The 18689-nt window shown below is 64.6% G+C and carries 17 protein-coding genes; 8 read left to right on the top strand and 9 right to left on the bottom strand.

The features are described from left to right. Window positions 1–95: 95 nt before the first annotated feature. The 5 genes from IE126_RS23545 to IE126_RS23525 are packed head-to-tail and all read left to right on the top strand — an operon-like array spanning window position 96 to window position 6138. Window positions 96–938, top strand: a complete 843-nt coding sequence (locus tag IE126_RS23545; RefSeq protein ID WP_189382628.1) for an ABC transporter substrate-binding protein — start codon at window positions 96–98, stop codon at window positions 936–938. Window positions 939–995: 57 nt separating this feature from the next. Beyond that, window positions 996–2738: an ABC transporter permease gene (locus tag IE126_RS23540; RefSeq protein ID WP_229825842.1), complete on the top strand. Its 1743-nt coding sequence runs from the start codon at window positions 996–998 to the stop codon at window positions 2736–2738. Between the two features lie 5 nt (window positions 2739–2743). Beyond that, a complete protein-coding gene (locus tag IE126_RS23535) occupies window positions 2744–3841 on the top strand; it encodes an ABC transporter ATP-binding protein (protein WP_189382627.1) in 1098 nt (365 codons plus the stop codon). Then, the gene (locus IE126_RS23530; protein ID WP_199750674.1) at window positions 3838–4446 is read left to right on the top strand and encodes a histidine phosphatase family protein; all 609 of its coding nucleotides are present in this window, start codon (window positions 3838–3840) and stop codon (window positions 4444–4446) included. The genes IE126_RS23535 and IE126_RS23530 overlap by 4 nt, the downstream gene beginning before the upstream one ends. Before the next feature lie 12 nt (window positions 4447–4458). Continuing rightward, window positions 4459–6138, top strand: a complete 1680-nt coding sequence (locus IE126_RS23525) for a Na/Pi cotransporter family protein (protein WP_189382625.1) — start codon at window positions 4459–4461, stop codon at window positions 6136–6138. A 111-nt stretch (window positions 6139–6249) separates the two neighbouring features. On the opposite strand, the gene IE126_RS23520 is transcribed toward IE126_RS23525, so the two are convergent. The 3 genes from IE126_RS23520 to IE126_RS23510 all read right to left on the bottom strand — a co-directional run bounded on the left by IE126_RS23520 (window position 6250) and on the right by IE126_RS23510 (window position 9249). Then, window positions 6250–7260 carry a zinc-binding alcohol dehydrogenase family protein gene (locus tag IE126_RS23520; protein ID WP_108129096.1) on the bottom strand — a complete coding sequence of 337 codons (1011 nt, stop codon included), beginning with the start codon at window positions 7258–7260 and terminating at the stop codon, window positions 6250–6252. A gap of 265 nt (window positions 7261–7525) precedes the next feature. Further along, a complete protein-coding gene (locus tag IE126_RS23515) occupies window positions 7526–8452 on the bottom strand; it encodes a LysR family transcriptional regulator (RefSeq protein WP_108129095.1) in 927 nt (308 codons plus the stop codon). A gap of 140 nt (window positions 8453–8592) precedes the next feature. Further along, window positions 8593–9249, bottom strand: a complete 657-nt coding sequence (locus IE126_RS23510; protein ID WP_189382623.1) for a GntR family transcriptional regulator — start codon at window positions 9247–9249, stop codon at window positions 8593–8595. Window positions 9250–9362: 113 nt separating this feature from the next. On the opposite strand from IE126_RS23510, the gene IE126_RS23505 reads away from it, so the two are divergent. Further along, on the top strand, window positions 9363–10397 hold the full coding sequence (locus IE126_RS23505; RefSeq protein WP_189382621.1) for a trans-3-hydroxy-L-proline dehydratase: 1035 nt from the start codon (window positions 9363–9365) through the stop codon (window positions 10395–10397). Between the two features lie 14 nt (window positions 10398–10411). Here the strand turns inward: IE126_RS23505 and IE126_RS23500 are convergent, their stop codons facing one another. The 4 genes from IE126_RS23500 to lhpI are packed head-to-tail and all read right to left on the bottom strand — an operon-like array spanning window position 10412 to window position 15334. Beyond that, window positions 10412–11662, bottom strand: a complete 1251-nt coding sequence (locus IE126_RS23500) for an NAD(P)/FAD-dependent oxidoreductase (protein ID WP_189382619.1) — start codon at window positions 11660–11662, stop codon at window positions 10412–10414. Between the two features lie 55 nt (window positions 11663–11717). Beyond that, on the bottom strand, window positions 11718–12650 hold the full coding sequence (locus tag IE126_RS23495) for a 4-hydroxyproline epimerase (RefSeq protein WP_189382618.1): 933 nt from the start codon (window positions 12648–12650) through the stop codon (window positions 11718–11720). Beyond that, complete coding sequence (locus tag IE126_RS23490) at window positions 12641–13600, bottom strand: dihydrodipicolinate synthase family protein (RefSeq protein WP_108129090.1); 960 nt, start codon at window positions 13598–13600, stop codon at window positions 12641–12643. Before IE126_RS23490 ends, IE126_RS23495 begins: the two co-directional genes overlap by 10 nt. Window positions 13601–13645: 45 nt before the next feature. Further along, window positions 13646–15334 carry a cis-3-hydroxy-L-proline dehydratase gene (gene lhpI / locus IE126_RS23485; RefSeq protein WP_189382616.1) on the bottom strand — a complete coding sequence of 563 codons (1689 nt, stop codon included), beginning with the start codon at window positions 15332–15334 and terminating at the stop codon, window positions 13646–13648. A gap of 185 nt (window positions 15335–15519) precedes the next feature. Between lhpI and IE126_RS23480 the strand changes: the two genes are divergently transcribed. Further along, window positions 15520–16149 (top strand): helix-turn-helix domain-containing protein, encoded by a 630-nt coding sequence (locus IE126_RS23480; protein WP_229825841.1) that lies wholly within the window; start codon window positions 15520–15522, stop codon window positions 16147–16149. Window positions 16150–16204: 55 nt separating this feature from the next. After that, window positions 16205–17242: an Ldh family oxidoreductase gene (locus IE126_RS23475; RefSeq protein ID WP_189382614.1), complete on the top strand. Its 1038-nt coding sequence runs from the start codon at window positions 16205–16207 to the stop codon at window positions 17240–17242. A gap of 70 nt (window positions 17243–17312) precedes the next feature. Here IE126_RS23475 and IE126_RS23470 read toward each other — a convergent pair whose 3' ends face one another. Both IE126_RS23470 and IE126_RS23465 read right to left on the bottom strand, forming a co-directional pair. Further along, the gene (locus tag IE126_RS23470) at window positions 17313–18035 is read right to left on the bottom strand and encodes an amino acid ABC transporter ATP-binding protein (RefSeq protein ID WP_189382612.1); all 723 of its coding nucleotides are present in this window, start codon (window positions 18033–18035) and stop codon (window positions 17313–17315) included. Next, complete coding sequence (locus tag IE126_RS23465) at window positions 18028–18681, bottom strand: amino acid ABC transporter permease (RefSeq protein WP_054302956.1); 654 nt, start codon at window positions 18679–18681, stop codon at window positions 18028–18030. Before IE126_RS23465 ends, IE126_RS23470 begins: the two co-directional genes overlap by 8 nt. Window positions 18682–18689: the final 8 nt, after the last annotated feature.

The following is an 18689-nucleotide window of genomic DNA, read 5'->3' as shown; positions in this document are numbered from 1 at the left end:
TGATCCATGAAACGCGCCCCTCGCAGCCGTCAACGCCATGATTTATATGCGAAATATCACGATTACGACAGCGAAATCAGCGACTTACTTGGAGAATGTGGGTTTATATCGCCGATGCGCCGGTTGCGCTACGTGACCTTCTGGCGCCCGGACGCATCCATACCTATGTGCCGCCAAGGCTGGCGGACCAGATCGAGAATCGTTTCAAGGCGCCGCTTCTGGTGCACCGGCTGTCGACCAAGGTGCTCATGTATAACGAGCAGGCCTATCCCGACGGAAGCCCGGTCACCAATCTCTGGCAACTGACCCTGCCCGAATGGTCAGGGAAGGTGATGATGGTCGATCCGACGCAGCGCGGCGAATTGCTGGACCTTCTGACCGAGATTGCGCTCCATCCCGACGAGATGGCGGCGGCGTACAAGGCCCAGTTCGGCAGCGATATCGTGATCGACGATGATCTGTCGGGCGCGGGAGAGCAATTCATCCGCAATCTCTTTCTCAACGATCTGGTTCTGGTCTCGAACAGTGACGATCTGAACAAGGCCGTCGGGACGCGGGATGCCAAGGACCCGCCGGTCGCCTTTGGCACCTATTCCGACCGCCGCGACAATGAAGAGGAAGGCTGGGCATTGCAGGTTGCCAACGATGTTGAACCTGCAAATGGCATCCTGTTCCCGGCGGTGCTGGCGGTGGCGGACAAGGCGCCCAGTCCGGCCGCGGCGCGGCTGCTGATCGACTTCATGTTTGGCGATGACACGGCAGACGGGGGCCCGGCCTTTGCGCCCTTCAACGTTCCGGGCGACTATGCGACCCGCACGACCATTGCCGATGACCCGGATTCCGTGCCGCTGGAAGATCTGAAGGCATGGACCATCAATACCGAGGCCGTGGCGGAACACCGCGCCCGCATCGCCGATCTGATCATCACCCTGCAATGATACGGGTGTGGCGCAGCCGCGACAGGCTGCGCCCGCCGTCCGCCGGAGATTTTCCCCATGTCAATGCCCGAGCTTGCCGCGCCCGGTTGGCGCCGGTTTCTGACCGCGCGCAGACTCGCACCGCTGCTGATGATCCTGATCGTCGGCGTTCTGGTGCTTGCCCCGCTGCTGCGCATCCTTCTGGCCACCCTGAGCCCCGCCGGGATCGAAGCCTGGGGGGCGATACTTGCCAGCCCGATGTCGCCGAACCTGTGGTGGCGCCCGTTGATGAACACCCTGATCCTGGGTTTGGGCGTTTCGGCGGGCTGTCTGCTGCTGGGGGGCTTCACCGCCTGGCTGGTGGTGATGACCGATGTGCCGGGCCGTCGCATTCTGGGAGTGCTGCACACATTGCCCTTCATGATCCCGAGCTTTGCGGCGGCGCTGGCCTGGGGCACATTGTTTCGCAACGGGCGTATGGGCGGATCACCGGGCTTTTTCGAGGCGAACGGCTTCATCATTCCCGACTGGCTGGCCTGGGGCATCGTGCCGGTGCTGATCGTGCTGATCGCGCATTACTATTCGCTGGCCTTCACCATCATCGCCGCCGCGCTGTCTTCGGTCGGCGCAGACCTGGTCGAGGCTGCGCAGATGACCGGCGCCCGCCGTCCGCGCATCTTCTTCGGCATCGTGCTTCCGGTGGTGACGCCGGCGCTGGTTTCGGCGGCCTCGCTGACACTCGCGGGTGCGGTGGCGAACTTCGCCGCGCCTGCGCTGCTGGGCCTGCCGGTGCGGATGCAGACACTTTCAACCCGGCTTTTCGGCATGATCGAGATTGGTCAGGCGGAGCGCGGCTTCGTGCTGGCGCTCTTGCTGATTGCTGTTTCCGGCATCTTCCTGTTTCTGTCGGACCGGCTGGTTTCAGGGCGGCGTGCCTTTGTGACCGTGACCGGGAAGGGCGGGCGCACCCGGCGCTTTCCTCTGGGAAAATGGCGCTGGCCGCTGTTTGTGGCGGGCTTCGGGCTTGCCATGCTGACCACGATCGTGCCGGTGGTGGTTCTGGTCGCCTCCAGCCTTGCGACGCAGACCGGGGCGCTGTTTTCAAACTGGACGCTGCATTTCTGGCTTGGCGAGGGGGGCGGCCAGATCGCACAGGGTACGGCGGGCATCTTTCGCAATCCTGTGCTGATCGGCGCACTGCTGAACACGCTGAAGCTGGGCGTGGTGGTGGCACTGATCACGATGCTTCTGGGGTTGGCGCTGGCCCATACGATTACCCGCAACAAGGGGACCGTGCTGGCCAATATCCTGTCGCAGCTGGCCTTTCTGCCGCTGCTGATCCCCTCGATTGCCTTCGCCGCAGCCTATATCGCCCTGTTTGGCGCACCTATCGGGCCGCTGCCTTCGCTTTACGGCAGCTTTACGCTGCTGGTCATGGCTGCCGCCGCGCATAACCTGCCCTATGCGGTGCAGTGCGGGCGATCTGTGCTGGGTCAGATTTCCACCGATCTTGAGGAAAGTGCCCGGCTCACCGGCGCCGGTCCCTTGCGGCGGATGTGGGCCATCGTCGTGCCGCTGGCAATCCGGGGGCTTCTGGCGGGCGCCATTCTCGTCTTCGTCAAGATGGTGCGCGACCTGTCGCTGGTCGTCCTGCTGTTCAGCGCCACCTCTCCTGTCCTTTCGATGGTCGCCTACCGCTATGCCGCCGAAGGGTTTATGCAATTTGCCAATGCCATCACCGTTCTGATCCTCGTGATCTGTCTGACGGCCTCGCTTGTCGCGCAGGCCCTTCAGGCGCGCGTGCAGAAATGGAAGGAGTGACTTTCATGGCTTCTGTCCCGAACGAAGCAAAGGATGCGATCCGCATCACCAATCTCGTGAAACGCTTCGGCGACTTTACGGCCATTCCCGATCTTTCGCTTTCGGTCCCGCCGGGGTCTTTCCTTGTGCTGGTTGGCCCGTCAGGCTGCGGAAAATCCACCCTTCTGCGCATGCTGGCCGGGCTGGATGAACCGACCGGCGGCGAGATTGCCTTCATGGGGCAGGTCGTTTCTTCGGGAACGGGCGGTGTGGTTGCCGATCCCAGGATGCGGAATGCGGGGCTGGTGTTCCAGTCCTATGCGCTCTGGCCGCATATGACGGTGGCGGGCAATATCGGCTGGCCTCTGAAGGTGGCCGGCTGGGACAGGGCCGCGCGCGAGGCACGGATTGACGAGGTGCTGGGATTGCTGGGCATCGCCGCCCTGCGCGACCGCTATCCGGCGGAAATCTCGGGCGGGCAGCAGCAACGGGTCGCCATTGCCCGCACACTGGCCCCGAAACCCTCGATCCTGCTGTTCGACGAGCCGCTGTCCAATCTGGATGCAAAGCTCAGGATCGAGATGCGCAGCGAGCTGATGCGGATTCACCGGGCGACGGGCGCCACCTCGGTCTATGTGACGCATGATCAGGTGGAGGCCATGACGATGGCCACCCATGTGGCGGTGATGAACCAGGGCCGGGTCGAACAGTTTGGCCCGCCGCGTGACCTGCTGGCACGACCGGCCACCACCTTTGTCGCCACCTTCCTCGGGACACCCCCCGGAAATCTGCTGCCTGCCACCCGTGAGGGCGACATGCTTGTACATGCCGGGGTGCCGCTGGCGCCGGCAGCGCTGGCCGGAAGCCATGACGCGGTGCAGCTGTTCTATCGGGCAGAGCAAATCACCATCGGTCGCGCGCCCGGGCGGCCCATCTTGACGGCAGAATTTTCCGAGGCGGCCCCCATGGCGGGCAAGGTCATGGTGACCGCAGCGACGGGCGTGCTGCGACTGTCGGCGATTGTTGATGATTTTCCCGATGCCCGTCCGGGGGATCTGATCGAACTTGCACTTACCGGCGCGCCGGACGCCGTCTTTGCCGCAACCGGCGAAAGGATCGAATGATGCGCCTTATCCTGATGCGCCATGGCGAAACCACATGGAATGCCCAATCCCGGCTGCAGGGACAGGACAACTCCGACCTGTCCGAACGCGGGATCGAACAGGCCCGCCGTTTCAGCGCCTTCGTGCGGGCGCTGAAACCGGCGCGGGTGGTGTCGTCGGATCTGGGACGCACCCGGCAGACCGCTGAACTGATCGGCCATGGCGACTGTCCCAGCGACGCGCGCCTGCGCGAGTGGGACATGGGCAGCTGGACCGGGCGTACGAAGCCTGATCTGATCGCCGCCGACGCCGAACTGTATCACGCCTGGCGCGCGGGCACGTACACCCCCGAAGGCAGCGAGCCCTGGGCCGTGTTTCGTGACCGGGTGGCAGGGGGCCTGCGCCACTGGCTCGCCGCGGGTTCCGGCGACCTGCTGGCGGTGGTGCATGGTGGCGTGATCCGCGCCGCGCTGGACGCCTTTTTACAGATGCCACCCGCACGGGTGATCCCGGTGACGCCCGGCACCGGCACCATCCTCAGCTTCACGCCCGGCGTCTGGGAAACCGCCCAGCTGGAGGGCTACAATATCGGCGCAGTGGTGCCGGATCTTTCCGTCGCAGACTGAAAGGGCCCTGCCATGACCGGCACGTTTGTCATCCTCGATCTGCTCGGGGGCGTTGCCCTGTTGCTCTGGGGTGTGCGCATGGTCCGCACCGGGATGGAGCGTGGCTGGGGCGACCGGCTGCGCGCCTGGCTGGAACGAAGGCTGTCGAGCCGGATCGCAGCCTTCGGTGGCGGCTTGGGTGTCACGGCCATTCTGGGCAGTGCCACCGCGACCACGCTGATCGTGGCCAGTCTTGCGGCTGGCGGTGTTCTGGCGCCTGCCGCCGGGCTGGCGGTATTGCTGGGGGCGGATGTCGGGTCGGCGGCCACGGCTGCGGTGCTGGCCTCTGGATCTTCGGTGGCTGCGATGCTGGCGCCAGTGCTGATATTTGCGGGCTATGTGACCTTTGGCCGATCCGCCGAGTTCCGCCCACGCAACATGGGGCGCATGCTGATCGGGCTTGGCCTGATGTTGTTCGCGCTGAAGCTGGTGGTCGGCGCAACCGCGCCGCTGCGCGAGGCAACGCTGTTTCACGATCTCCTCAATGCCCTGTCGGCCGAGCCGATGCTTGCCTTTCTGGCCGGGGCCCTTCTCACATGGATCTGCCATTCGTCGCTGGCAGTCGTTCTGTTGCTGACGACCTTCGTGATGAACGGCAGCCTCGCACCGGATCAGGCGCTGCCTTTCGTGCTGGGGCTGAACTTCGGAGGCGGCCTTCCCGCGCTGACCGCCACGATGGGGCAGCCTGCCGCCGCACGGCAGTTGCCGGTTGCAAACCTGTTGTGCCGGGGCGGGTTGGCGGTGCTTGCCCTGCTGGGCATGGCGCCGCTGCTGCGCGGGCTGGCAGGGATGCATCTGACGCCAGCTACGGCGGTGGCGCAGATGCATCTGGGTTTCAACCTGGCTGCCGCGATCATCTTCCTGCCGCTGTCGCACAAGGTGCCGGGGGTGGTGGCGCGGCTGGTGCCGGGTGATCCGCCCCCGGATCAGGGGCTCGCTGCGCCGCGATACCTGACGGTTTCGGCGGCAACCACACCGCAGATGGCGCTGATCAATGCAGGGCTGGAAACCACGCGCATGGCCGAGATGGTGGCCCGGATGATCGAACTGCCTCTGGATGTTCTGAAAAGCGGCAAACTGGAAGGCCTGCGCGATCTGTCGCCACTGGGGGACCAACTCTCAGCGCATCTCAAGGCGCTTGGACGTTATCTGTCCGGGCTGACAGCCGAAGGCCAGACAGGAGACGAAGCGCGGCGTGCCCGGATGATCCTGCATTACGCAGGCAGCCTGGAACATGCGGGCGACATCATCCGCCGCACCCTGAGCGACCGCGCCCGCCAGAAGGTGCGCCGAAACAGCGTCTTCGACACCATGCAGCAAGACAGTCTGAGCGATCTGCGGGCTGTTCTGACGGGTACGCTTCAGGTGCTGCCCGCAGCACTTTGCTCTGACGATCTGGAGGTGGCCAAGGAACTGGCCAGTCGCAAGGATGTTTTTCGCAGCCGGGAAGACAGGATCATCGCGGCGGATCTTTCGCAGGGATCTTCGGACAGTGCTTCGGCAAAGCTGTTCTTCGACATCTTGCGTGATCTCCACCGTGTCAATTCTGTGCTGGCCGCTGCGGCCTATCCCAGACTGGCCGCCGCTGGCCTCATGCATGGCAGTCGCCTGCGGGAGATGGAGCGTGTCGACGAAGCCGGGATCTCCGAATAGGCGCCGGATGTAAGCATCTGCGATCTCAAGAGATTGTAGGCCCGGACCCGTGCCGCACCCGTGGCTGGTCCGGCAGCTTCGAACTGCCGGGCCATTCCTGCACAGGAAAGTTCAGAATCCTTCGACGACAATCTTGCCGATCATCCGGCCGGATTCTACGGCGGCATGGGCCTCGCGCATCGTTGCTGCGTTGATGGGCGACAGGGTTCTGGTCAGTGTCGTGCGGATCTCGCCTGCATCGACAAGCCCGGCCACCCGATTCAGAAGCCGGTGCTGTTCGATCATGTCGGGGGTCTGGTGCATGGGCCGGGCGAACATGAATTCCCAGTGCAGGCTGGCCGCCTTGGTTTTCATGCCTCCCATTGGCATCGGCAGGTCGGTATCGTCGATCGCCACGATGCCGCCTTGCGGGCGGATCAGTTCCACGCAGGCAGCCCAGTGCCGCATGTCGTTGAAAATCGCGATATGGTCGACGTGCCGGAAACCCAGCCCGCGCACCTGCGCAACCAGATCCTCGCGGTGATTGACAACATGGCTGGCGCCCAGATCCCGGACCCAGGATATCGTATCGGGGCGCGAGGCGGTGGCGATCACCGTCAAACCCGCCCGTCTGGCAAGCTGGATGGCGATGGAACCAACGCCGCCCGCGCCGCCGATCAAGAGGATCGACTGGCCCTTGTCCGCACCATCGGGGTCAATGCCCAGCCGGTCGAACATTGCCTCCCACGCGGTAATCGTCGTCAGCGGCATTGCGGCGGCTTCGGCGAAGGTCAGTGAGGCCGGTTTGCGCCCGGCGATCCGCGCGTCCACAAGGTGATACTGCTGGTTGGTTCCTGTGCGGGTGATGTCGCCCGCATACCAGACCTCGTCGCCCGGTTTGAAAAGGGTCACATCCGGCCCCACCGCCGAGACGATCCCGGCCGCGTCATAGCCGATCACCCTTGGCGTGGTCTCGGCCTTGTCCTTGGGCGCACGCACTTTGGCATCCACCGGGTTGACCGAAACGGCCTTCACCTCGACCAGCAGATCGTGGCCTTCGGCGCGGGGCATCGGCAGCTCCACATCGACAAGGCATTGGGGGTCATCAACCGGCAGATAGCGCAGCAGGGCGACGGCTTTCATGGCAGTAATCCTTTCCTTCGGGCGGCGGTCGGGCAGGGCCGGTGCCGTGTCATCCATTGCGGGCGTCGATGACGGCGCCCAGCATCGCCCGCACATAAGGGCTTTGCGGGCGGCATTGCGTCCTGGTGAACAGGGCAAGGAAACGGGCGAGCTTCATGGAATTGTCCTCGGTGTCACGGCGGGAATGCCGCATGGGGAACATTACCCCGCGAGGATTTCATGATAATCACCGCATTCAGGCAATGATAATTTGGAATTTCAAAATTCAGGTGCCGGGGGCATGCGGCAGGGCTGTGCCTTGCTGCACTGCGGTCTGAAACCTTTTTTCAAAGAATTCAATGAATGCCTGCACCCGTGACGGAAGCACCCGGTTCGGAGGGCGCACGGCCCAGACGTACCAGTCGGGACCGACGGAATAGTCGGGCAGCACCCGCACCAGACGCCCGGCTTGCAGATGATCCGCGACATCCCAGAGCGATTTCAGGCCGATGCCAAGGCCTTGCAGCAAAGCCTCCGTCACGGCCTCGCCGAAATTGGTGGTAAACCGGCCCGAGACGCGTGTTTCCACCTCGGTTCCCATGGCATCGCGCAGCAGCCAGTTCCGGGTTTCACCCAGAACGATACAGCTATGTGACCTGAGATCGGCGGGCGAGGCGGGCTGGCCTGCCCGTTCAAGATAGGCCGGGGCCGCAACAAGCAGCCTCGGGTTCTGCGCCAGTTTCCGCGCCACCAGTGAAGACGAAGCCAGCGCACCGATACGGATTGCCAGATCATAGCCGTGTTCGATGATGTCCACCATGCTGTCGCTCAGGTCGAGCCTGAGCGAAACCTCGGGGTAGAGCCGCAGAAACTCCCCGATATGCGGCACGATCTGGCTGCGCCCGAAGGCTGCCGACGCGGTGACCCGCAAGTCGCCAAAGACCCGGCTGCGGCTTGATGACATGGCCGCGCGGGCTTCTTCCGCGCTATCGAGGATCTGCCGGGCGTGCAGCAGGAAGGTTTCGCCTTCGGGGGTCAGCGAAACCGCGCGTGTGGTGCGATGCAGCAGCCGGACGCCCAGTTCTGCCTCCAGCGCCTGAATGCGCTGCGTCGTGGCGGTCGGCGAAATGCGCATATCCTCGCCCGCCTTTCCAAGCGCCCCAAGTGCGGCCACGCGGACGAAAAGCTCCAGGGTTTTCAGATCGAATGCCATGGATGATCCGCTTCCTTCGTCACACCGCGCCGCCGAACGCGCAACAGCCTCGCACGGTGACGGCAGGAAGGGCAACGACCGATCCGCCTGCATACCGCAGGACAGATCAGAGCCTTCGGCAAGCCGAACCCCTGCGCCGGTCAGTGGCCAAGGCAGGTCAGCAAGGCACGCCCGGCATCCTCGATATGCGCGGCAGTCAGGCGGGCCGCGCGTTCGGCATCGCCGGACCTGCAGGCGTCAAGGATCAGCCCGTGTTCGTCGACTGCTTTCTGCTGGCCGTCTGTCAGTGAAAGCTGGGCACGCAGATAGCGGTCGCTGAGATTAAGCAGATTTTCGATCACGCCGAGATAGTGCCGTTGGCCGCCTGCGCCATAAAGTGCGCAGTGGAAGCGGCGGTTCTGTTCCATCCATTCCGTCGGCGTGACCGCGCGGGCAAAGGCCAGATGCGCGGTTTCGGCGTCCGACAGGGCCGCTCCGGTCATCTGCCTTGCGGCCTGCCGGATGGCATCGCTTTCGACAAGCGCCCGCAGCCGGAAGATTTCCGCGATCTCCTGCGGCGGAAGATCGGTCACGAAAGCACCCTTGTAGCGCCGTGTCTCAACCAGGCCGAGTTGTTCAAGCCGGGCAATGGCCTCGCGCACCGGGATACGGCTGACATTGAAGGCGGTGGCGATTTCCTCCTGCCGGAGCTGGCTGCCGTTTTCCAGATCACCGTTCACGATGGCCGTGCGCAGCGCCGCGAAAACGACATCCGCGGCGGATCGGGTTTGTGACAGGTCGGTGCTTTCGAATTTCATAGGCCCGATATGCCCCGGATCGCCAAACTTTGGCCAGCGGAACAGGTTATAGCTTGAATTGTATATTGGATACAATATGCAATACCAGCGATTCATTATAGCCGGAGCAGGACATGCGCAGCACGAAGGTCATTCACGTCGTTTCATGCCATGCCGAGGGCGAGGTGGGCGATGTCATCGTCGGCGGTGTCGCACCTCCGCCGGGAAATACAGTGTGGGATCAGCGCAACTGGATTGCGCGCGATCAGGTGTTGCGCAATTTCATGCTGAATGAACCGCGGGGCGGGGTGTTCCGGCATGTGAACCTGCTGGTGCCGCCTAGGCATCCCGAGGCGCAGGCCGCCTGGATCATCATGGAACCTGAGGACACGCCGCCGATGTCGGGGTCGAACTCGATCTGTGTCTCGACCGTGCTGCTGGACAGCGGCATCATCCCGATGCGGGAGCCTGTTACCGAAATGGTGCTGGAGGCGCCGGGCGGTCTGGTGCGGGTGCGGGCCGAATGCGCGCAGGGCAAGGCCGAGCGCATCCATGTCGAAAACCTGCCGTCTTTCGCCACGCGGCTGGAAGTGCCGCTGGAAGTGCCGGGGTTGGGCTGCCTGACGGTTGATACGGCCTTCGGCGGGGACAGTTTTGTCGTTGTCGATCCGGTTGCTCTGGGCATTGAGCTTGTGGCCGGGAATGCGCGCGAGATCGCGGAAACCGGCATCCGCATTACCAACGCTGCCAATGCGCGTTATCGGTTCGAGCATCCGGGGCAGCCCGACTGGACGCATCACTCCTTCTGTCTGTTCGCCGGGCCGGTGTCGCGGCAGGGCAACCAGTTGCGGGCGCAATCGGTGGTGGCGATCCAGCCGGGCAAGCTGGATCGCTCGCCGACCGGAACCGCCGTTTCCGCCCGCATGGCCATCCTGCATGCGCGCAACCAGATGGGTCCGGAGGACCGCTTTACCGGCGTGTCGATCATCGGGTCAGAGTTTCATGGCCGCATTCTTGGCGAAACCCGCGTCGGGGAAATTCCTGCCATCCGGCCCGAAATCAGTGGCCGGGCATGGATCACGGGCACGCATCAGCACATGCTGGACCCGGCAGACCCCTGGCCCGAGGGCTATCGCATTTCCGATACCTGGCCCCGGCTGTTCGGCTGAGGCCAGGGGCCGGTTCAGAACCGGCGCGGGTCGAAGGGGACGAGCGACAGCGCAGGTGCCCGGCCCGCCACAAGGGCGGCGACCAGTTCGGCGGTTCCGGCGGATTGGGTCAGACCCAGATGGCCGTGGCCGAAGGCATAGATCACCCGGTCAGCCCCCGGTGCGCGGGCAATGACCGGCAGGCTGTCAGGCAGCGAAGGGCGGAAACCCATCCATTGCGTGCCGCCATTCGGATCGAAACCGGGCAGAAACTCGGCTGTCTTGCGCACAAGGATTTCGGCGCGCCTGTAGTTCGGCGGAAGGTTCAGGCCGCCCAGTTCTACCGCGCCGCCGACGCGCAGGCCCTCGCCAATGCGGCTGACGACGAAGCCGTGATTGCTGAAGGTCAGATGGGTACGCAGATCGAAACTGGCCGTGGGGAAGGTGGTGTTGTAGCCGCGTTCGGTGTCCAGCGGGATGCGGTGGCCCAGCGTCCGGGCAAGATGATGCGACCACGCCCCGGCGGCAACGATCACCTGCGCGGCGGCGCGGGGTCCGGTGGCGGTGATGACATCCGCGCCCGCCTCGCGCGGCCTGATCGCACGAACATCTGCCACCTCGATCATCCCGCCTGCATTTACGAAGGCAGCGGCGAGGTGTTCGGTCCAGCGCGCGGGATCGACGGTATTCATCCAGCCGGGGGTAAAGCCTGCATGGGTAAAGCGCAGGTTCAGCCCCGGCTGGATCTCCGCAATCGCCGCCGGGCTTTCCAGCAGGTCGAAGGCGATGCCATGGCGGCGGCGCAATTCCCATGCGGGCAGCGAGGCGGCGAACTGCGCCTGCCCCTCATAGACCTGAAGCTGGCCTTCGCGCCGCATCAGGGGTTCCCCGTCAACGCGCGTGATCAGCCGCTCCAGCGCCTGTTGTGACAGCCGCATCAGCCCTGACTGCGCCTGCACCGCCGCCTCGTAGCGTGAAGGCGCCGTCGCGCGCCAGAAATGCCACATCCACGGCAGGATCTGCGCCGCATAGGCCGGGCGCAGCGACAGCGGCCCCAGCGGGTCCAGCAGCCATTTTGGCGCCTTGCGCAGAATGCCGGGGGTGGCCAGCGGCTCCAGCTCGGCAAAGGCGAAGGCCCCGGCGTTTCCGCGCGAGGTTTCGGAAGCCACGCCCTTGCGATCCAGCAGGCGGACGCGGTGCCCCTCGGCCTGAAGCGCCAGAGCGGCGGTCACGCCGATGATCCCGGCGCCGATGACGATGATTTCCGTTTGGGTGGGATGTGGCATTCCGTTCAGCCATGAAAGCAAAGGAAAACCCCGGCCCTGACGGCCGGGGCTGGGGTCAGAGCACGATGCCCCGCCGGAACGGATCTTCCGCCTGAAAGATCAGCCGGCTTTCCGCCATCACATAGGCGCGGCCGGTGATCGAGGGGATGACCCCGCCATTCGCCCCCTTGCGCCAGGACAGCCGATAGGTGCTGCCGATGATGCTTTCCTGCACGATCTCGGCGCCTTCTGCCAGGCGTCCGGCGGCAGCAAGACAGGCCAGCCGGGCCGAACTGCCGGTGCCGCAGGGCGAGCGGTCATAGGCGTCATCGGGGCACAGCACGAAGTTGCGGCTGTGACCTTCCGGCGTTTCTGGGGGGCCGTAGAAGATCACATGATCGACCGGCATGCCCGGCGCGCAGGTGATCCCCGACGTCTGAAGCGCCTCGCGCACCGCAATGGTAACCTCGGTCAGCTGACGGATGTTCGAGGCGGTGACAGGGATCGGGCTGGGATCGACAATGAAGAAGCCGTTGCCGCCATAGGCCAGATCGCCGGTGACAGCGCCGACGCCCGCGACCTCGACCGAAACGCCGCTGCGGGTGCGGCGACTTTCGACATTCGTCACCCGAACCGTGGTCGGGTCCAGCAGATCGACCGTCACCACCCCGACCGGCGTTTCGATCCGGTGCTGGCCGATGCCGATGCGGCCCAGATGGGCCAGCGTCACCGCCAGCCCGATGGTGCCATGGCCGCACATGCCCAGAACCGCCTCGGCGTCGAAGTAGATCACCCCGGTCACGCAGGTCGGATCGACCGGCGGAACCAGCAGGGCACAGACCATGGCGGGCTGCCCGCGCGGTTCAAGAATGACCGAGCGGTAGAAATCCCGGTATTCCGTGGCAAGCCGCATTGCCCGTTCGGCCAGAGGCCCGGCCCCGAGATCGGGACCGCCGTCGAGGATCACCCGTGTCGGCTCCCCGCCGGTATGGCTGTCGATCACATGCATTCAGCGATCACCCCGCCCTGACGCGACCATGCGGCGAACCACTTGTTGAACTGATGGAACTGCGCTTCACAGAATTTGGCCTGCGAGGGCGACAGCGCATCGGTTTCATTGATGTTGAGCGCATACTCGCTTTCGCCCTTCAGCACCATGAGATGCTTGAAGTAAAGTACGAGATCGACACCCTCGTCGAATTTGGCCAGCACCGAGAATGCCTCGGCAAACTCGCGCGCGCGGAGGTCGGCTTCGGGGCAGCCCTCGGCGGCGCGACGTGACAGCGCGACCTGAAGCAGCGATTCCTTCGGGAAGATCGTGCCGATTCCGGTGATCGCGCCCACCGCGCCGCATTTGACGAAACCGTGGTAGACCTCGGTATCCACGCCCACCATCAGGATCACCTCGTCATCCTGCGAGGTGATGTGTTCCGCGGCGTAGCTCAGATCCGCCTTGCCGCCGAATTCCTTGAAACCGATCAGATTTCTGTGCTCGGCGCGCAGAGCGAAGAACAGGTCGGCCTTGGTTGAATAGCCGTAATAGGGGCTGTTGTAGATGATGGCCGGCACATCCGGCGCCGCGTCGAGGATGGCCTTGAAATGGTTGCGCTGTGCCGCGACCGAAAGCCCGCGCGACAGCACCCGCGGAATGACCATCAGACCGGCGGCGCCGATCTTCTGGGCATGGGCGGCATGGGCCACGGCGGATCTGGTGTTGATGGCGCCGGTGCCGACGACGACCGGCACCCCGGCCTTCGTCAGACGTTCCACGCCTTCCATCCGCTGTTCGTCGGTCAGCAGCGGCCAGTCGCCGCATGACCCGCAATAGACCACGCCGGACATGCCGGCCGCCATCATCTCTTGTCCCTTGCGCACAAGGGCGTCGAAATCGGGCTGACGGTCTGCGGTGCAGGGCGTCAGCAATGCAGGGATCGTGCCAAGAAAAACGTCTTTCTTCATCGGAGGCTCCGTTGGTTCGTGGGAAGGGCAGGGGGAACCCCCGCGTCAGATTGTGGCTTGCGTCATCCAGCCGGGGGGCAGGGCAGGGGCCAGCCCGCTGCGCGCCGTTTCGGCGCATTGGGCAAGCGCGCCGAAGCGGATGCTGAGATTGCTCAGCGCCGGTGCGTAATGGGCGTATTTGCCGGAATTGGTCATCAGCACCTTTGCCTGTGGCGGAAAGACCGGCTCCGAGATCGAGCACCAGCACAGATCGGGAATGATCCTGACTGCTGCGGTTTCCAGCCGGGCCTGGACCCCGTTCCGCCCGATCACTGCAAGTGTGTCGCGGCCAAGCGTGATGATCGTGGTGACTTCGGGATGCACGCGGCTTCCCGCCATCAGATCTGCGAAAAGCGCGCATTCGTCCGCCGAGAAATGCGGGCTGCCAAGCGCAACCAGATCGACCTGCGCGGGGCCGCGATTGAAGTCCTGCCAGAGCCGGGCGAAATCGGCAGGGCCAAGCGTCACGGTGTCTGCCTCGGGCGCTGGGGGCAGGCCTGCCTCGGGCGTGAGGCCTGCGACATGCAGCATCGGTGCGGCTGAGGTCGTGCCGAAGGCGGCGCAAAGCGCCTTCAGATCATCCTGCGAAGGCTGCGCCTGTTCCAGCCCCCGGATCAGCGGAATACGGTCCGGTGCGGCGCGACCCACCAGCCAGCCGAGCATGGGCCAGAAGGCATCGTCGGCCTCGTCCGGCAGGGCCACATCGATGATCCGGCGCGGCGCGCGGTTTTCCGGCAGGTAGACCCCGGCAAGCGCGGTGCGTCCGGTCAAAGCGATGCAGAGATCCATGAAATCAGCGTGTTTCACCGTGCGCGCGCCCAGCACGCTGTTGGCATAGATCACCGCATTGCTTTCGGCCCATGCGATGTCTTCGCCCGTGCCGGGGCGATCCTCCAGCAGATAGGGCGCGCAGGTGAAGCTGGGCTTCGCGCCCATCTCGACATAGGCATCGGCCAGCCCCGCAGCCGGAGTGCCGAAGGCAGGAGCGACGCCCTGCGCGCGCCAGTTGGCGTGATCCACCGAAATGGCGTTCATCGTGGTCGGAACGCGCACCCGTGCGCCCTTGTCGGCCATGCCGCGGGCAAAGGTCAGGAAGGCCGGGCTGGCGTAGATGCAGCCGTCGATATGCACGCGGCTGACATCGGTCAGGCGCGGGGCGCTCTGCGCACGCGCCATGGTGACGATGATCTCCATGGCCAGCCGCGCCGCCTCGCCATGCTGCCCGTCAAGGAAGGCCTGGTCAGCTGCCGTCAGCTCCAGATCCCGGTCTCCGGCGGGGGCAAGCGGCAGGGTCAGCGCTCCGGCGGTCAGCGCGTCGGGGGTGATGCTGGCGGCAGTTTCGCGGGCCAGCGCATCATATTCGCCGGGGCTGAGACGCAGCACGGCGATGCCATGCCCGAACAGCCGCCCGGCGACCAGTGCGCCCAGCGTCAGGATGTCCTCGCCCTCGCGGAAGATCAGGGCGCGCGGGGCATTCCCTGCGAAGGCCAGACCCAAAAGCACACCGCTGCCGGTGCAAGACCCCCGGCTGGTCGGCATCATCACGATCTGACCGGCAAGCGAATGCCCGCGTTGCGGGTGCAGCGCGTCGATGATCTCGCCCGTGGACGGGTTCACGCCGCCCCAGGCACTCAGCCCTTCGTCGCAGACGAGGAGCGGCCCCTGAACCGATGCGGAAACGATCATGGTTGCCATGGTTGACCTCGTTGCCCGTCGAAGACCTGCCGTTTCGCGGATTTCACGCGCAACGGCACCGAAAGGGCCGACTTTGGGATTCTCTTTTCTGTTGGCAGATTGCTAATCTTGCAGTCGCCATGGAAATATGCTTAAACGATCACAACTGGTAAGAAAAGAAAAATATGACGCAAACGGAAAAATCCTTGGACGGCGCCGTCGACTCCGATCAGACCGGGGACGACTGGGAGGCCGAGCGCCTGCAACTGCGGTCGGACCTGGGGAACCGGATGAAATCCGTGCGTCAGGCCTGCGGCCTGACCCTGGAGGCGGCGGCGCAGCGGACGGGTCTTGCCGTGTCGACGATCCACAAGATCGAAAACGGCCGCGTCTCGCCAAGCTACGAAAACCTTGTCCGCATCGCGCGGGCCTATGACATCGGGATGGAGCGGCTGTTCTCGTCGGATCACGAGGCGCATCAGACCACGCGCATGACGGTGACCAAGGCGGGGCAGGGTCGCAAGGTACGTTCGAAGAACTTCGAATACGAGGTGCTTTGCAACGCGCTGGCCGAGAAAAAGATCATCCCGCTGGTGACCCGTGTCGAAAAACGCGCGCCGCTGAAGCCGTCCGAGCTTGAGGCGCATGACGGCGAGGAAACGCTGTATGTGCTGTCCGGCCGGATCGAGCTGGTGGTGGAGCATTACCAGCCTGTCGTGCTGGAACCGGGCGACTGCGCCTATTTCGACAGCACGCTGAAGCACGGCTTGCGCGCCCTCGACGATGACGAGGCCCGCGTGTTCTGGGCCTGCACTTATATCGACGTGGACAGGTAGGCGCGCGACGCCCGGCCTGCCCACCCACCGCCTTCCTGAAGGAGACTGCCCAAGCATGGCCGAGCCCAATATCCTGTCCTGCGATGCGCTGCTGACGCGTGTCGAAACCATCTTCACCCGTGCCGGTGTGCGCCCCGAAAGCGCCGGGGCGGTGGCCCGCGTGATCGTTGCGGGCGAGCGCGACAACTGCAAGTCCCACGGCATTTACCGGATCGAGGGCTGCCTGCGGGTTCTGGCAGCGGGCAAGGTCGTGCCCGATGCGGTGCCGGAACTGCATGATGCCGGGAAATCCGTAATCGAGGTGGATGCAAAGGGTGGGTTTTCCAACCCCGCATTTTACACCGCCCGCGCCGCGCTGGCGGCCCGTGCCCGCGAAACCGGCCTTGCGGCGCTGGTGATCCGCGATTGTCTGCATTTCTCGGCGCTGTGGCATGATGTCGAGGCGCTGGCCGAGGACGGGCTTGCCTCGCTGTCGATGTGCCCGAGCTATTCCTTCGTGGCGCCCGCCGGCGGGAAGGAGCCGCTTCTGGGCACCAATCCGCTGGCCTTTGGCTGGCCGCGCAAGGGCGCGCATCCCTATGTCTTCGACTTTGCGACCAGCGTTGCCGCGCGGGGCGAGATCGAATTGCACCGCCGCGCGGGCAAGCCGATCCCGGAAGGCTGGGCCGTTGACCGCGACGGCAAGCCGACGACCGACCCCGAGGCCGCGCTGGACGGTGCGATGCTGACCTTCGGGGGGCACAAAGGCTCGGCCATCTCGACGATGGTTGAATTGCTGTCGGGCGCGATGCTGGGCGAGTTCATGAGCAAGGAAGCGCTGGATTTCATGGGCGGCACCGACCTACTGCCGCGTCACGGCGCGCTGGTGATCGCACTGGACCCGCAGGTCTTTGCCGCCCGCAGTGGCCGTGACCCGATTGCCGAGGGCGAGAGGTTGCTGACCGCCATCGGGGCGCAGGGCGCGCGCCTGCCGTCCGAGCGCCGCTTTGCCGCACGCGACAGGGCGCTGCGTGACGGCATCGCGCTGAGCGATACCGAACTGGCGCAGCTTGATCGTTTCGAGGCCATGGGCCTTGCGGCTGTCGCCGCTTGATCTTTCGCGCTGGAAAGGCGAAAGGCGCGGGGTTGCCCCCGCGCCTTTTTTGTTCCGGCCATGAAAGCGGTCAGCGCACACTGGCCAGAAAGGCCCGCGTTTCCGGGTGTTGCGGATCGCCGAAAATCTGTTCCGGCGCACCGATTTCGGCCATGATCCCCTTATGGAAATAGGCCACGCGGTCCGACACATCGCGGGCAAAGGCCATTTCATGCGTTACGCAGATCATGGTCATGCCTTCCTCGGCCAGCATCTTGAGCGTCTCCAGTACCTCACCCACCAACTGCGGGTCCAGCGCCGAAGTCACTTCGTCGAACAGCATGTAGTCGGGCGACATGGCCAGCGCGCGGGCAATCGCCATGCGCTGCTGCTGACCGCCCGACAGACGCGACGGGAAGGTCGACAGCTTGTCGCCCAGGCCCACATGCCGAAGCTGTTTTTCCGCAATCGCCTCGGCCTCCGCCTTGCCGATCCCCAGCACCTTGCGCGGCGCGAGCGTCACGTTTTCCAGCACGGTCAGATGTGGAAAAGCATTCCATTGCTGGAACACGATCCCAATGTTCTGGCGCAGCCTGTTCAGGTCGGTCGTGCGGGCGTGAACCTCGGTGCCATCGACGAGGATGCGGCCGGTATCAATGGGCTCCAGCCCGTTGATGCAGGTCAGCAGCGTGGATTTCCCCGACCCCGAGCCGCCGATCACGGTGACGACCTCGCCCTTTTCCACCGTCAGGTCAATGCCCTTGAGAACCTTGAGCGGACCAAAGGATTTGTGGACGTTCTGGATCTCAATCATGGGACCACCTTTTTTCAAGATACCCGCCGAAACGGGCCAGCGGGAAGCTGATGAGGAAGTAGAAGGCGCCGCAGATCAGCAGCAGGAATAACGGCTCTTGCAGGCGGGTGATCAGGATCTGGGTGGATTTCAGCAATTCGGTCACCTGCACCACATAGACCAGCGCGGAATCCTTCATTACGCCAAGTGCCAGCCCGATCCACGAGGGCAGCGCGATGCGCGTCGCCAGCGGGGCCACGATATAGCGCATGTCCTGCATCCAGCTCATGCCCAGCGAGCGCGCCGCGCGGCGGGTGGTGGCAGGCACAGCGTCAATGCCGCCGCGCACGATCTCGGCGCAATAGGCGGCAGTGTAAAGCGACAGCACCCCGCAGGCCACGGTGAAGCCCGAAATCTGAAGGCGCAGCACCATGCCCATGAAGGCATTGGCTAGGACAAGCTGGATCAGCAGCGGGACAGAGCGGAAGATATCCAGAAAGAAGGTCAGCGGCAGCGACAGCGTCGCACCAAGCTGCACCCGGATCACGCCGAACAGGATGCCAAGCAGGGTGCCGATGGCCACGGAAATCGCGGTGACAAGGATTGTCATGCCCGCGCCCTTGGCCAGAAAGACCAGATCGGCGGCGGAGAGTGCGGTATCGAACATGGTGGCCC

It is taken from the genome of Gemmobacter nanjingensis, from assembly GCF_014652195.1.
GTDB classification, from domain to species: Bacteria; Pseudomonadota; Alphaproteobacteria; order Rhodobacterales; family Rhodobacteraceae; genus Gemmobacter; species Gemmobacter caeni.
The sequence above is the reverse complement of the archived record's forward strand: the minus strand, read 5'-3'. Positions and strand labels throughout refer to the sequence as shown.

Excerpts from the sequence above, each read along its gene's own strand:
- IE126_RS23545 (WP_189382628.1), top strand. The coding sequence starts at position 96 with ATGTGGGTTTATATCGCCGATGCGCCGGTTGCGCTACGTGACCTTCTG.
- IE126_RS23535 (WP_189382627.1), top strand. The coding sequence starts at position 2,744 with ATGGCTTCTGTCCCGAACGAAGCAAAGGATGCGATCCGCATCACCAAT.
- IE126_RS23495 (WP_189382618.1), bottom strand. The coding sequence starts at position 12,650 with ATGCATGTGATCGACAGCCATACCGGCGGGGAGCCGACACGGGTGATC.
- IE126_RS23510 (WP_189382623.1), bottom strand. The coding sequence starts at position 9,249 with ATGAAATTCGAAAGCACCGACCTGTCACAAACCCGATCCGCCGCGGAT.
- IE126_RS23530 (WP_199750674.1), top strand. The coding sequence starts at position 3,838 with ATGATGCGCCTTATCCTGATGCGCCATGGCGAAACCACATGGAATGCC.
- IE126_RS23520 (WP_108129096.1), bottom strand. The coding sequence starts at position 7,260 with ATGAAAGCCGTCGCCCTGCTGCGCTATCTGCCGGTTGATGACCCCCAA.
- IE126_RS23490 (WP_108129090.1), bottom strand. The coding sequence starts at position 13,600 with ATGAAGAAAGACGTTTTTCTTGGCACGATCCCTGCATTGCTGACGCCC.
- IE126_RS23465 (WP_054302956.1), bottom strand. The coding sequence starts at position 18,681 with ATGTTCGATACCGCACTCTCCGCCGCCGATCTGGTCTTTCTGGCCAAG.
- IE126_RS23500 (WP_189382619.1), bottom strand. The coding sequence starts at position 11,662 with ATGCCACATCCCACCCAAACGGAAATCATCGTCATCGGCGCCGGGATC.
- lhpI (WP_189382616.1), bottom strand. The coding sequence starts at position 15,334 with ATGGCAACCATGATCGTTTCCGCATCGGTTCAGGGGCCGCTCCTCGTC.
- IE126_RS23505 (WP_189382621.1), top strand. The coding sequence starts at position 9,363 with ATGCGCAGCACGAAGGTCATTCACGTCGTTTCATGCCATGCCGAGGGC.
- IE126_RS23515 (WP_108129095.1), bottom strand. The coding sequence starts at position 8,452 with ATGGCATTCGATCTGAAAACCCTGGAGCTTTTCGTCCGCGTGGCCGCA.
- IE126_RS23470 (WP_189382612.1), bottom strand. The coding sequence starts at position 18,035 with ATGATTGAGATCCAGAACGTCCACAAATCCTTTGGTCCGCTCAAGGTT.
- IE126_RS23540 (WP_229825842.1), top strand. The coding sequence starts at position 996 with ATGTCAATGCCCGAGCTTGCCGCGCCCGGTTGGCGCCGGTTTCTGACC.
- IE126_RS23475 (WP_189382614.1), top strand. The coding sequence starts at position 16,205 with ATGGCCGAGCCCAATATCCTGTCCTGCGATGCGCTGCTGACGCGTGTC.
- IE126_RS23525 (WP_189382625.1), top strand. The coding sequence starts at position 4,459 with ATGACCGGCACGTTTGTCATCCTCGATCTGCTCGGGGGCGTTGCCCTG.